This window comes from Actinokineospora guangxiensis (genome assembly GCF_042657845.1).
GTDB classification, from domain to species: Bacteria; Actinomycetota; Actinomycetes; order Mycobacteriales; family Pseudonocardiaceae; genus Actinokineospora; species Actinokineospora guangxiensis.
In genome coordinates, this window is sequence record NZ_JBHSKF010000019.1 from 48,317 (window position 1) to 61,701 (window position 13,385).

Genomic DNA, 13,385 nt, shown 5'->3' on the forward strand with positions numbered 1-13,385 from the left:
ATGGGCGGGACAGACACGGTAGCCTCCGACGACCGACCCCCGAGGGACCAGGAGGTAGCCGGGCATGTTCCGCAAGGTGCTCGTCGCCAACCGCGGCGAGATCGCCATTCGGGCGTTCCGCGCCGGGTACGAACTGGGTGCAGGCACGGTCGCGGTCTTCCCGCACGAGGACCGCAACTCGCCGCACCGCATGAAGGCCGACGAGGCCTACCTGATCGGCGAGCCGGGCCACCCCGTGCGCGCCTACCTCTCCGTGGAGGCGATCGTCGACGCCGCCAAGAAGGCGGGCGCCGACGCGGTCTACCCCGGGTACGGCTTCCTCTCGGAGAACCCGGACCTCGCGCGCGCGTGCGCGCGGGAAGGCATCACGTTCGTCGGCCCCGACGCCGATGTGCTGGAGCTGACCGGCAACAAGGCGCGCGCGATCGCCGCGGCCCGCGAGGCCGGGCTGCCCGTGCTGCGGTCCTCGGCCCCGTCGACCGACCTCGACGGGCTGGTGGCCGCCGCCGAGGAGATCGGCTTCCCGGTGTTCGTCAAGGCGGTCGCGGGCGGCGGCGGGCGCGGCATGCGCCGGGTCGAGGAGCCCAAGGCGCTGCGCGAGTCGCTGGAGGCGGCGATGCGCGAGGCCGAGTCGGCCTTCGGCGACGCCACCGTCTTCCTGGAGCAGGCCGTCGTCGACCCGCGCCACATCGAGGTGCAGATCCTGGCCGACGGCGCGGGCGGGGTCATCCACCTCTACGAGCGCGACTGCTCCCTGCAGCGGCGCCACCAGAAGGTCATCGAGATCGCCCCGGCGCCCAACCTGGACCCGGAGCTGCGGGACCGGATCTGCCAGGACGCGGTCAACTTCGCCCGGCACATCGGCTACAAGAACGCGGGCACCGTCGAGTTCCTGCTCGACACCCGCGGCGAGCACGTGTTCATCGAGATGAACCCGCGCATCCAGGTCGAGCACACGGTGACCGAGGAGGTCACCGACATCGACCTCGTCCAGTCGCAGCTGCGCATCGCCTCCGGCGAGACGCTGGGCGACCTGGGCCTGTCGCAGGACGTGGTCTACCTGCGCGGCGCGGCCCTGCAGTGCCGCATCACCACCGAGGACCCGGCCAACGGGTTCCGCCCCGACACCGGCAAGATCTCGGCCTACCGCTCCCCGGGCGGCGGCGGCATCCGCCTCGACGGCGGCACCGCGGTCGGCGCCGAGGTCAGCGCCCACTTCGACTCGATGCTGGTGAAGCTGACCTGCCGTGGCCGCGACTTCGACGCCGCGGTGCGCCGGGCCAAGCGCGCCATCGCCGAGTTCCGCATCCGCGGCGTCGCCACCAACATCCCGTTCCTGCAGGCCGTGCTGGACGACGAGGACTTCGTCGGCGGCCGGGCCACCACCTCGTTCATCGAGCAGCGCCCGCACCTGCTGACCGCGCGCTCCTCAGCCGACCGCGGCACCCGCCTGCTGACCTACCTGGCCGACGTGACGGTCAACAAGCCGCACGGCGAGCGCCCGAAGGTGCTCGACCCGAAGGAGAAGCTGCCCGCCGTCGACCTGGCCGCCGACCCGGCGCCGGGCTCCAAGCAGCGCCTGGTCGAGCTGGGCCCGGAGGGCTTCGCGGCCTGGCTGCGCGAGTCCCGCGCCGTCGGCGTCACCGACACCACCTTCCGCGACGCGCACCAGTCGCTGCTGGCCACCCGGGTCCGCTCGCGCGACCTGCTGGCCGTGGCCCCGCACGTGGCGCGCTCGATGCCGGAGCTGCTGTCGCTGGAGTGCTGGGGCGGGGCGACCTACGACGTGGCGCTGCGCTTCCTCGCCGAGGACCCGTGGGAGCGGCTGGCCGCCCTGCGCGAGGCCGTGCCCAACATCTGCCTGCAGATGCTGCTGCGCGGGCGCAACACCGTCGGCTACACGCCGTACCCGACCGAGGTGACCTCCGCGTTCGTCGAGGAGGCCACCAAGACCGGCATCGACATCTTCCGGGTCTTCGACGCCCTCAACGACGTCGAGCAGATGCGCCCGGCCATCGAGGCGGTCCGCGAGACCGGCACGGCCGTCGCCGAGGTGGCGCTGTGCTACACCGCCGACCTCTCCGACCCGGCCGAGCAGCTCTACACGCTGGACTACTACCTCAAGCTGGCCGAGCAGATCGTCGGCGCGGGCGCGCACATCCTCGCCGTCAAGGACATGGCGGGCCTGCTGCGCCCGCCCGCCGCGGCCCGGCTGATCACCGCGCTGCGCAAGGAGTTCGGCCTGCCGGTGCACCTGCACACCCACGACACCGCGGGCGGGCAGCTGGCCACCTACCTGGCGGCGATCCAGTCCGGTGTGGACGCCGTCGACGGCGCCGTGGCCTCGATGTCGGGCACGACCTCGCAGCCGTCGCTGTCGGCCATCGTGGCGGCCACCGACCACAGCGACCGCGAGACCGGCCTGTCGCTTCAGGCCGTCGGCGACATGGAGCCGTACTGGGAGATCGTGCGCAAGGTGTACAAGCCGTTCGAGGCGGGCCTGCCGTCGCCGACCGGCCGCGTGTACCTGCACGAGATCCCCGGCGGGCAGCTGTCGAACCTGCGCACCCAGGCCGTGGCGCTGGGCCTCGGCGACCGGTTCGAGGAGATCGAGACCATGTACGCCGCCGCCGACCGCATGCTCGGGCGGCTGGTGAAGGTGACCCCGTCGTCCAAGGTGGTCGGCGACCTCGCCCTGCACCTGGTGGGCGCGGGCGTCGACCCGGCCGACTTCGAGGCCGAGCCGGGCCGCTTCGACATCCCCGACTCCGTCATCGGCTTCCTGCACGGCGAACTCGGCGACCCGGCGGGCGGCTGGCCCGAGCCGTTCCGCACCAAGGCCCTGGCCGGGCGGCCCGCGCCCAAGGGCATGGTGCCGCTGGACGACGAGGACCGCGCGGGGCTGCAGTCCGCGCGGCGGGCGACGCTGAACCGGCTGCTGTTCGCCGGGCCGACCCGGGAGTTCCTGACCCACCGCGAGCAGTTCGGCGACACCAGCGTGCTGGCCAGCAAGGACTTCTTCTACGGGCTGGAGCACGGCAAGGAGTACGCGGTCTCCCTCGACCGCGGGGTGACGCTGCTGATCGAGATCGAGGCGGTGTCCGACCCCGACGAGCGGGGCATGCGGACGGTGATGGCGAAGCTGAACGGGCAGCTGCGGCCGGTGCAGGTCCGCGACCGGTCCGTCGCCTCCAACGCGCCCGCCGCCGAGAAGGCCGACCGGGGCAACACCGACCACGTCGCCGCGCCGTTCGCCGGGGTGGTCACGCTCGCGGTGGCCGAGGGCGACGAGGTCGAGGCGGGCAGCACGGTGGCCACGATCGAGGCGATGAAGATGGAGGCCGCGATCACCTCGCCGAAGGGCGGCAAGGTGTCGCGGCTGGCGATCGGGAAGGTGCAGCAGGTCGAGGGCGGGGACCTGCTGGTCGTCCTGGGCGGCTGAGTGTGTCCGGCAGGCCCGGTGTCCCCTCGGGGGCACCGGGCCTGCCGCTGTTCAGCCGTAGACCCGCAGACCCGCCAGCTGCCCGGCGGGCCAGCCGGTGTTGGCGGTGAAGCGCAGACGGACGTGGCGGCCCCTGGTGCCCTGCGGCAGCGCGAGCACAGCGGTGTTGGCGGTGGCCGGGTCGAAGACGCGCGCCGCCGCGGGCAGCGCTGTGGTGTAGACGCTGCCGTTCTCACTGGTCTCCACCGCGATCGTCTGCGTCCGCCTGGCCCAGGCCGGGTTCGGCGGCAGGGACAGCTCGACGCGGGCCAGGGTCGCCACCGCGCCCAGGTCGACCTGGAGCCACTGGGGGAAGGCGTGGTTGGCGCTTTCCCAGTAGCTGTGCGGGTCCGCGTCCACGGCGTGGTGGCTGCCGTAGTGCTGGGTCTGGCTGCTCTGGGTGGTGGGGCGGCCCGCGGCGAGGTCGCGGACCGGGGGCGGGGTGTCGGTGAGCATGGGTGTGGTGGGGCGGACGGCGGTGAGGGGGAGCAGGCCCTTGAGCATCCGGCCGCCGTCGCCGGTGAGGCGCAGGTAGTAGTCCGACGAGCAGCGCGTGCCGTCCTCGTCCAAGGCGAGGAAACCGGAGCCGACGGGGATGCCGGCCTGGGTCTCGGGGGTCTTGGCGATCTGGTTGGCCTCGTTGTACTCGTCGAACATGCTGATGTAGATGCCCTGTACGCCCAGGCGGGTCATGTTGTAGAACTGCCGCCACATGAAGTCGCCGTGGGCGCGGTGGCGGCGGGAGAGGTCCCCGGGCAGGACGCACGGCTGGTAGTCGATGCCCAGGCGAGTGCATTCCTGCTGATCAGGGGTGTTGATGTGGGTGTAGAAGTGGTCGGCGTCGGCCACGCTGCCGATGCGGCCGACCATCCAGGGGCTGAGCATGTCGAAGCTGCGGTACACGCCGCCGAAGCCGGGGCGGGAGTCCTCGACCTCGCGGCGCCAGTGGGTGGGGACGCCGCCGATCAGGTAGACGCCCTGGGCCTTGAACCAGTCGACGACCTCCTGGCACTGGGCCGGGGTGAACGGGCGGCCGGGGTCGTTGAAGCCGAAGCCCCAGACGCAGACCACCGGCTTGCCGTTCTGCCGGGCGTACATGGGGGAAGCGGTGTACGCCCGCATCTTGTTCAGCCAGTCGGCCTTGATCTCGGACTGGAAATTCGTCCAGTTGGTGACGTCGTACATGATGTAGAACTTCACGCCGTGGGACTCCGCCGCGCGGCGGACGTGGGCGGTCACCGCGTCGCGGATCGGGCCCTCGCCGCCGGTGGGGTTGAAGCGCTGCAGGGCCGCGGTGTCGCAGCCGTACTGCTTCATCCAGCCGAAGTGGATGTCGACGGTGCTGTAGTCGTGGTTGGAGAACACCGTGGCGGGCCTGCCGTCGCCCAGGCTGCCGAAGGCGGTCGGGTACTTGGCCGGGTAGTCGGTCATGTCGGGCCAGGACATGAGGGCGTGGTTGGACGGCGACGGCGGCTGGCTCCAGTTGTCGCTCCAGTGCCACCACCCGTCCAGCGGCGACCCGTCGCCCCGGGCGGCGAACCAGCCCTGGTACCCGACGGTGATCTTGCCGACCACATCCCCCGGCGGGCTGGCCGCCCGCGCGCTCCCGACTCCGACCGCGCCGACGGCCGGAACCGCGAGCGCCGACCCCAAGAACGTCCTGCGTGACAGCGGCACCGCGACTCCTTCGTTGGAGGGACGGCACCAGAATGCAAGAACTTAACAAAGTTAAGCAAGAAATTGCTTTCTTTCAGTCTGGCACCAGGGGGACCGCGATTCCCGGGTCGTGGCGCAGCAGGGCGGCGCGGGTCACCGCGGCCGAGCCGAAGCGGTCGCGGACGACGTCCAGGGCGGCGTCCAGCGGCGGGCCGCCCCGGTCGAACGGGAGGCTCAGCTGCACGGCGTCGGCGGGCTCCAGGTTCGACAGGGACATGCCGATCAGGGTCAGGCCGCGGTCGGCGATCGTGGGCCACGCGGCGGTGAAGAGGCCGCGCGCGGTGCCGAGGATGACGGCGGTGTCGGTGGTCGCCTCGGGGATCGTGTGGGAGCGGGTCGCCCTGGTGTAGTCGTGGAAGCGCAGGCGCAGCGTCACCGTCCGGCAGGCGCGGTCGGCCTTGCGCAGGCGGCGGCCCAGCCGGTCGGCCAGCGACGCCAGCGACTGGTCCAGCTCCTCGGCGTCACGGCGGCGCGAGCCCAGGGCGCGCTGGGCGCCGATCGAGCGGCGGCGCCTGCCGACCTCGACCGGGCGCGGGTCGCGGTTGTGCGCCAGGGCGAACAGGTGCCTGCCCGCCGCGCGCCCGAGCATTCCCACCAGCTCGGCCTCGCACAGGTCCGCGACCTGGCCGACGGTGCCGATCCCGTGGTCGCGCAGCTTCGCCGAGGTCACCTTGCCCACACCCCACAGCCGCTCGACCGGCAGCGGGTGCAGGAACGCCAGCTCGCCGTCGTGCGGGACGATCAGCAGGCCGTCGGGCTTGGCGACCGCGGAGGCGACCTTGGCGAGGAACTTCGTCCGCGCCACGCCGACGGTGATCGGCAGGCCGACCCTGGCGGCGACCTCGGCGCGCAGCCGGGCGGCGATCTCCCCGGCCGTCCCGGCTATGCGGCGCAGCCCGCCGACGTCCAGGAACGCCTCATCGATGGAGAGCCCCTCCACGATCGGCGTGGTGTCGGCGAAGACCTCGAAGACGGCCTTCGACGCCGCCGAGTACGCCGCCATCCTCGGCGGCACGACGATCGCGTGCGGGCAGAGGTGGCGCGCCTGCCTGCCGCCCATCGCCGTGCGCACGCCGTGGGCCTTCGCCTCGTAGGACGCGGCCAGCACCACCCCGCCGCCGACGATCACCGGCCTGCCGCGCAGGCGCGGGTCGTCGCGCTGTTCGACCGAGGCGTAGAAGGAGTCCAGGTCGGCGTGCAGGATCGGGCCTTCGGCATCGGACACGAACATATGTTCGCATCTGGTGACTGGATTGACACGTGACCATCTAGTCACATAAGCTCTGTCCTGTGGACGAGGTCTTCAAAGCACTGGCCGACCCGACCCGCCGGGGTCTGCTGGACGAGCTGTTCGGCGAGGACGGGCAGACGCTCAGCGCCCTGGAGGCCCGGGTCCCGATGACCCGCTTCGGGGTGATGAAGCACCTGAAGCTGCTGGAGGAAGCCGGTCTCGTCGTCACGCGGCGGCGCGGCCGGGAGAAGGTCCACTACCTCAACCCCGTGCCCATCCGGTTGATCCACGACCGGTGGGTGAGCAAGTACGCCGAAACCTGGGCCGCCGGACTGGCGGACCTCAAAGAGTCCTTGGAGCGCACTGTGGAGCGAGTCTTCGAGATCTACATCCGCACCAGCCCCGAGCGCCTGTGGGAGGCCATCACCGACGGCGAGATCCGCGCCAAGTACAACTTCGGCGTGCGCGTCGGCTCCGACTGGTCGCCGGGCGCGCGGCTGGAGATGAGCCACCCCAACGTCCCCGGCGGCCTGCTCGGCGAGGGCGAGGTGCTCTCGGCGGAGCCGCCCCGCAGGCTCGTGCACACGCTGCACGCGCTGTGGGGTGAGGACGTCAAGGCGGAGGGCGTCTCGCGGGTCACCTGGGACATCGAGCAGGTGGACGACTCGTGCAGGCTGACCGTCACCCACGACCAGCTGCGCGAGGGCGCCAACGACCAGCTCTACGGCGGCTGGCCGATGATCCTCTCCGGGCTCAAGACCTGGCTGGAGACCGGGGAGCAGCTCACCACCCCCGGCTCCAAGATGTACGGCTAGGCGGGCCAGGCGGGATCGGTGGTGACCACGGTGAGGCGCTGGGTGGCCCGGGTGAGCGCGACGTAGAGCGTGCGCGGACCTGTCAGCGACTCGGTGACCAGCTCTGTCGGCTCCACCAGCACCACGGCGTCGTACTCCAGGCCCTTGGACTCCAGGCCGTCGACGACCTTCACCCGCTCCGCGTCGATCCCGGCGACGGCGGCGCGCGCGGAGTCCACCCGGGAGGCCGAGGTGATCACGCCGACGGTGCCCTGCACCTCGGCCAGCAGCTCGCGGACCGCGCCCTGGACCGCGGTGTCGACCGATTCCGGCTCCACCACGGTGATCAGCGGCTCCTGGCCGGTGCTGCGCACCGCGAGCGGCAGCTCCCGCTCCTCGGCGATGTCGGCGACCACCCGGTGCGCCAAGGCGAAGATCTCGGCCGAGTTGCGGTAGTTCGTGCGCAGTCCGAAGCGCCGGTGCTCGGTCGACGGGCCGCCCAGGGCCGTCGTGCGGGCGCGGCGGGCCTCGTCGGGGTCCGGCCAGGAACTCTGCACCGGGTCGCCGACGACCGTCCAGCTCGCGTACTTGCCGCGGCGGCCGACCATGCGCCACTGCATGGGGGAGAGGTCCTGGGCCTCGTCCACCACGATGTGGGCGAACTCGTCGTAGTTGTCCGAGCGCGGCGCGGCGTGGTCGGCGGAGCGCCTGCGGCGGCGCGGCGGCCTGCCCAGCAGCATCCGCAGCTCGTCGAGCAGGGCGACGTCGGCCACCGACGGGCCGCGCTCGCGCAGGTCGGCCCACGAGTCGGCGAGCTGGTCGACCTGGCGGCGGGTGAGCACCTTGCCCGCGGCGACGGCCAGCCTGCGCCGGTCGCCGAGCCCGGCCAGCACGTCGATGGGGTCGAGCAGCTGCCACCAGACGACCACGAACCGGTGGAAGTCCAGCCGTTCGCCCAGGTCGGTCAGCAGCTCGGCGCGACTGGCCGGGAAGTCGCCGAAGGCGTCGGCCTTGCGCCACAGCGCTTCCAGCAGCGCCTCGGCGGCGTCGACCCGCGACTGGTTGGGCGGTCGCCGTCCGTTGTGGACGGCCTTGCGGACGGCGGCGAGGTCGCGCGCCTCCAGCTTGAGCACCTGGCCCCGGTAGACGATGCGCAGCTCGTCCGGCGCGTCGGCGGGGGCCTCGCGGATCGCCCGCTTCAGCACCCTGCGGATGATCAGCGATCCCTTGACGGCGGCCACCTCGGCCGAGTCGTTGCGCACCGCCTTCGTCCCGTCCATGACCTCGCCGAGCGAGCGCAGCTCGACGCTGTCCTCGCCCATCGACGGCAGCACGCGCGAGATGTAGGAGGTGAACGCCGCCGACGGGCCCACCACCAGCACGCCGGAACCGCCCATGCGCCGCCGGTCGCGGTAGAGCAGGTAGGCCACGCGGTGCAGGGCGACCGCCGTCTTGCCGGTGCCCGGCCCGCCGGTGATCTCGGTGACCCCGCGCCACGGCGCGCGGATCGCCACGTCCTGCTCCTTCTGGATGGTGGCGATGATGTCGCGCATGTTCTCGCCGCGCGCCCTGGTCAGGCTCGCCATCAGCGCGCCCTCGCCGACCACGGCCATCGTCTCGTCGCGGGCGTCGGGCATGAGCAGGTCGTCATCGATGTCGACGACGTTCTTGCCCGTGGAGCGGATGACCCGACGTCGGATGACGTCCATCGGGTACTCGGCGGTGGCCTGGTAGAACGGCGCCGCGGCGGGCGCGCGCCAGTCGGTGACCAGGTTGTCGAAGTTGCCGTCGCGCACACCGAGCCTGCCGACGTACTGCGTCTCCCCGCTGGTGGAGTCCAGCCGCCCGAACACCAGCCCCTCGTGCTCGGCGTCGAGCGTGCGCAGGATCTGCGTGGCGTGGCGCACCATCACGTCCCGCTCGAACAGCATCGCCGCCTGCTCGAACACCGCCTCGTTGCGCGCCCCGTGCGCGAGCTGGTCGCCCTTGGTCCGCATCACCTCGGCGTCGTCGCGAATCTCGGCGACCCGGGCGTAGACGACGTCCAAGTGCTTCTGCTCCACGGCGATCTCGGCCTCTCGCACAGAGGTCTCCGACACCCCGCTGTCCCCCCGTGCTCGAATCCGACCGGACTAGCGAGACTACGCGGTGTCAGCGCCGGGGGAATCGGCCGCGTGGCGGGATGTGCCCGGCATCACCCGGTTGGATGGTCCACGCGGAGTATCGGGCCGAGTTTCCGGCGCTGGCCGAGCACAGCGGCTCGGCACCGACCTCGTAGATGACCTGAAGGTGCTCGCTCGGACACGCGGTGTTCGTTGCACAGCACTGATCCGCGACTTCTCCAGGGTGAGTTCTCCAGGGTGTGGTGCGCGCGGCGGTGCTGACCAACCGGCGGCCACGTCTCACAATCCGGTCGTGCAAGGGGATCGCTCAGGCACGCCGGACGCGGCGGTCGGCGTCGCTCGGCGTTTGACCGGGCGGGTGCTCGCAGCGCGCGGAGTATCGGGCACGATGGGGCCGTGACCAGGATCGTCGCCGGGCTGGCTGGCGGGCGCAGGCTCTCCGTGCCGCCCAAGGGGACCCGCCCCACCGCCGACCGCGTGCGCGAGGCGCTGTTCAGCGCGATCGACGCGGTGATCGACCTCGACGGGGCCCGGGTGCTGGATCTCTACGCGGGCTCGGGCGCGCTCGGGCTGGAGGCGCTCTCGCGCGGGGCAGCCGTGGCGACGCTGGTGGAGTTCGACCGGAACGCGGTCCGGGTGTTGAAGGCGAACGTGGTGAGCGTGGGGCTGGTGGGGGCGCAGGTGCTGCCGGGCAAGGTGGCCGCCGTGCTCGCCGCGCCGCCGGAGGCGCCGTACGACCTGGTGTTCGCCGACCCGCCCTACGCGCTGGGGGAGGACGAGCTGGCCGCCGCGCTCACCGCCCTGGTCGAGCGGGACTGGACCACCGCGGGCAGCACCGTCATCGTCGAGCGCGACCGCCGCTCCGGCCCGCCCCGCTGGCCCGCCGCGCTCACCCCGCAGCGGTCCCGCCGCTACGGCGAGACCGAGCTGCACTGGGCCACCCGCTGAGCCGATTCCCCCGGCAGCCGGGTGGTTGCTCCACCCGTGCCGTCCCGGGCTGACCCAGCGCGACACCGCGACCCCGAAGGTGTGGGCCACGCGCCCGGTCTCGGGGATCGCGGCCGGGAGTCGCCGCGCCGCAGGATCGGTGGTGCTCATCGTGCCTCCGACCTGCGGAAAGGCTGATCATGCCCACCCGAAGACCGCTCTGCCTGCTGCTCACCGCCGTCCTCGCCGCGCCCGTGGTCCCCGCTGCCGCCCAGGCGAGCGCGCCCGCCGCCGCGCCGGGCTGCGCCCCGCCGGGAACCCTCGCCTGCCTGCAGATCACCAGCCCGCTGCGGCCGGGCCTGTTCCTCGACATCGACAACCCCGGTGACCCGCACTCCTACCTCAAGCTCACCCCGGCGGGCGGCGACAGCGCGTTCTGGAAGCTGGAGGCCGACGCCGACTCCATGGTCCGCGTCCGCAACCTCGCCTCGGCCAACTGCGCGGACGTGTGGAGCGACGGGTTCCTCGACCAGTGGGAGTGCCGCGGCCAGACCAACCAGCGCTGGCACCTCGTGCCGTACTCCCTTGACGCGGGCACCTACCGCATCCGCCAGACCGACACCGGCAACTGCGTCACCGTCGACGGCGACTGGGCCAAGCTGACGCCGTGCGGCAACGCCGACACCGCGCAGGAGTGGCGCCTGGGCGTCGGCGGAAAGTCACCCTCGGGCGTGCGGGCGCTGGCCGTCAAGTACGCGATGCGCCAGTGCGGCACGAAGCCGGACTCGTGCTCGTGGAAGGAGAACACGGCCAAGAAGTCGCCCGCCTTCCTCGGCGCCGGGGAGTGCGTGAGCCAGCTGGTGCACAACAAGACCGGCAAAGCCGTCACCTACACGCGCACCTGGTCGCAGACCGTCGGCTGGCAGAACACCCTCGGCGGCAGCATCACCGTCGGGGTGGAGGCGGGCGTGGACTTCGGCGTCGTCTCCAAGATCACCGCCTCCGTGCAGGCCAACTACTCCCACGCCTGGATCGGCTCGGAGGTGGCCACCGACGCCCTGGCCATGACCCTGGACCCCGGCCAGTACGGCTGGGTCACCAGGAGGCCGCTGCTGAAGAAGGTCACCGGCACCTGGACCCTGGACCTCAACGGCCAGCCGTGGCAGTTCGGCGCGGTCCTGCGGCTGCCCGCCAAGGACGGCACCGACAAGCAGTCCAGCGTCCTGGAGATCCGCACAGCGGCGAAACCGCCCGCGAACTGCGGGTGACGAGCGGCGGGGCGGGTGATCACCGGCTGACCGCCCGCCCCGGCTGCTACGGTCCGACCCATGACCCGCGCTGTGTGCCCCGGCTCATACGACCCGCCCACCAACGGCCACCTCGACGTCTTCGAGCGCGCGGCGGGCCTGTTCGACGAGGTCGTCGTCGCGGTGATGATCAACAAGAACAAGCAGGGCCTGTTCACCGTCGACGAGCGGATGGCCCTGCTCGGCGAGGTCACCGCGCACCTGGACAACGTCCGCGTCGACTCCTGGCACGGCCTGCTGGTCGACTACTGCGCCGCGCACGACGTGCAGGCCATCGTCAAGGGCGTGCGCGTCGCGGGCGACTTCGACTACGAGCTGCAGATGGCGCAGATGAACAAGGGCCTGACCGGCGTGGAGACGCTGTTCATGCCGACCAGCCCCGTCAACAGCTTCCTGTCCAGCTCGCTGGTCAAGGAGGTCGCCGCGCACGGCGGCGACGTCGCGCACCTGCTGCCCGAGCTGGTCCACAAGCGACTGCTCAAGCGCCTGGCCGAGAACGGCTGAAACTCGGCTAGTCCAGCGGGAGCTTCATCCCCACGTGGCTGGCGGTGAACCCCAGCCGCTCGTAGAAGCGGTGCGCGTCGGCGCGCGTGCTGTCGGTGGTCAGCTGGACCAGGGCCGCGCCGCGGGCGCGGGAGCGCTCGATCGCCCACTCCACCAGCTCCTGGCCGAGGCCGGAGCCGCGCTGGTCGGCGCGCACCCGCACGCCCTCGACCGTCGCCCGCAGCGCGCCCAGGCGCGACAGGCCCGGGGTGAAGGTCAGCTGCAGCGTGCCCACGACCTCGCCGCCCGCCTCGGCCACGGCCAGCACCTGGTTGGGGTCCGCGGCGATCTCGGCGTACGCGGCGGCGTAGCGCGGGTCACCGGGCCGCTCGCGGGTCGCGCCCAGCGGGTCGTCGGCCAGCAGGGCGACGATGGCGGCCACGTCGGCGGGCAGGGCGGCGCGGATCAGGGGGCGGGTCACGCGATCGAGACTGACACACCCCGGCGATCTCCCCGCGCGCGGAGCCGGGGGACGGCAGAATCGACCCCGGGAGTCCGCAGGGGGCGAGGAGGAAGTCGATGTACAAGGTCTTCGAGGCCATCGACGAGCTGGTCACGATGCTCGAAGAGGCGCGGGGGGTCCCGATGACCTCCGGGTGCGTCGTCCCCCGCGGCGACGCGCTGGAACTGCTGGACGAGATCCGCGACGCCTTCCCCTCGGAGCTGGACGACGCCCAGGACGTGCTCGACCGCAAGGCCGAGATCGTCGGCGCCGCCGAGCACGAGGCCGAGCAGAAGCTCAGCAAGTCGACGCTGGACGCCGAGCGCATGGTCGCCGAGGCGCGCGCCGAGGCCGAGCGGATGGTCGCCGAGGCCACCGCGCACGCCGACCGCCTCGTCGCCGACGCCCAGGCCGAGGCCGACCGCGTGGTCGCCGCGGGCCGCGCCGAGTACGACAGCCTCGTCGGCCGCTCCCAGGAGGAGGCCGACCGGATGCTCCAGGCAGGCCGCGAGTCCTACGAGCGCGCCGTCGAGGAGGGCCGCTACGAGCAGCAGCGCCTGGTCTCCCAGACCGAGGTCGTCGTCGCCGCCAAGGCCGAGGCCCAGCGCACGGTCGACACCGCAGCCGACGAGGCCGCCCGCCAGCGCGGCGAGTGCGACGAGTACGTCGACACCAAGCTCGCCGAGTTCGAGGACCTGCTCGGCCACACCCTGCGCACCGTCTCCAAGGGCCGCGACCACCTGCGCGGCTCGCTGCGCGGCGTGCCCGCGGGCGCCGTCCCCTACGACTACAACGGCTGATTTCCCCGCGGCTCACCCCGT

10 protein-coding genes are annotated in these 13,385 nt (G+C 72.4%); 6 read left to right on the top strand and 4 right to left on the bottom strand.

All coding sequences use genetic code 11. The features are described from left to right. Positions 1-64: 64 nt before the first annotated feature. Positions 65-3,442: a pyruvate carboxylase gene (locus ACFPM7_RS27740; RefSeq protein WP_378250756.1), complete on the top strand. Its 3,378-nt coding sequence runs from the start codon at positions 65-67 to the stop codon at positions 3,440-3,442. 51 nt (positions 3,443-3,493) lie between these two features. On the opposite strand, the gene ACFPM7_RS27745 is transcribed toward ACFPM7_RS27740, so the two are convergent. Together ACFPM7_RS27745 and dinB are read right to left on the bottom strand one after the other, a co-directional pair. Continuing rightward, positions 3,494-5,158, bottom strand: coding sequence for a glycoside hydrolase family 99 protein (locus tag ACFPM7_RS27745; RefSeq protein ID WP_378250757.1), 1,665 nt, complete (start codon positions 5,156-5,158; stop codon positions 3,494-3,496). Between the two features lie 73 nt (positions 5,159-5,231). Further along, complete coding sequence (gene dinB / locus ACFPM7_RS27750) at positions 5,232-6,428, bottom strand: DNA polymerase IV (RefSeq protein WP_378250758.1); 1,197 nt, start codon at positions 6,426-6,428, stop codon at positions 5,232-5,234. 59 nt (positions 6,429-6,487) lie between these two features. Between dinB and ACFPM7_RS27755 the strand changes: the two genes are divergently transcribed. After that, positions 6,488-7,243 carry an ArsR/SmtB family transcription factor gene (locus tag ACFPM7_RS27755; RefSeq protein ID WP_378250759.1) on the top strand — a complete coding sequence of 252 codons (756 nt, stop codon included), beginning with the start codon at positions 6,488-6,490 and terminating at the stop codon, positions 7,241-7,243. Here ACFPM7_RS27755 and ACFPM7_RS27760 read toward each other — a convergent pair. Further along, complete coding sequence (locus tag ACFPM7_RS27760; RefSeq protein WP_378250760.1) at positions 7,240-9,321, bottom strand: HelD family protein; 2,082 nt, start codon at positions 9,319-9,321, stop codon at positions 7,240-7,242. The two genes, ACFPM7_RS27755 and ACFPM7_RS27760, sit on opposite strands and share 4 nt — an antisense overlap. A 420-nt stretch (positions 9,322-9,741) precedes the next feature. Between ACFPM7_RS27760 and rsmD the strand changes: the two genes are divergently transcribed. From rsmD to coaD, 3 genes are all read left to right on the top strand, one after another. Further along, on the top strand, positions 9,742-10,293 hold the full coding sequence (gene rsmD / locus ACFPM7_RS27765) for a 16S rRNA (guanine(966)-N(2))-methyltransferase RsmD (RefSeq protein WP_378250761.1): 552 nt from the start codon (positions 9,742-9,744) through the stop codon (positions 10,291-10,293). Positions 10,294-10,472: 179 nt separating this feature from the next. Continuing rightward, on the top strand, positions 10,473-11,540 hold the full coding sequence (locus ACFPM7_RS27770; RefSeq protein WP_378250762.1) for an RICIN domain-containing protein: 1,068 nt from the start codon (positions 10,473-10,475) through the stop codon (positions 11,538-11,540). A gap of 60 nt (positions 11,541-11,600) precedes the next feature. Further along, positions 11,601-12,083: a pantetheine-phosphate adenylyltransferase gene (gene coaD, locus ACFPM7_RS27775; RefSeq protein WP_378250763.1), complete on the top strand. Its 483-nt coding sequence runs from the start codon at positions 11,601-11,603 to the stop codon at positions 12,081-12,083. A gap of 7 nt (positions 12,084-12,090) precedes the next feature. Here the strand turns inward: coaD and ACFPM7_RS27780 are convergent, their stop codons facing one another. Beyond that, the gene (locus ACFPM7_RS27780; RefSeq protein WP_378250764.1) at positions 12,091-12,543 is read right to left on the bottom strand and encodes a GNAT family N-acetyltransferase; all 453 of its coding nucleotides are present in this window, start codon (positions 12,541-12,543) and stop codon (positions 12,091-12,093) included. Positions 12,544-12,641: 98 nt separating this feature from the next. On the opposite strand from ACFPM7_RS27780, the gene ACFPM7_RS27785 reads away from it, so the two are divergent. Continuing rightward, on the top strand, positions 12,642-13,364 hold the full coding sequence (locus tag ACFPM7_RS27785) for a DivIVA domain-containing protein (RefSeq protein ID WP_378250765.1): 723 nt from the start codon (positions 12,642-12,644) through the stop codon (positions 13,362-13,364). The last annotated feature ends 21 nt before the right edge of the window (positions 13,365-13,385 follow it).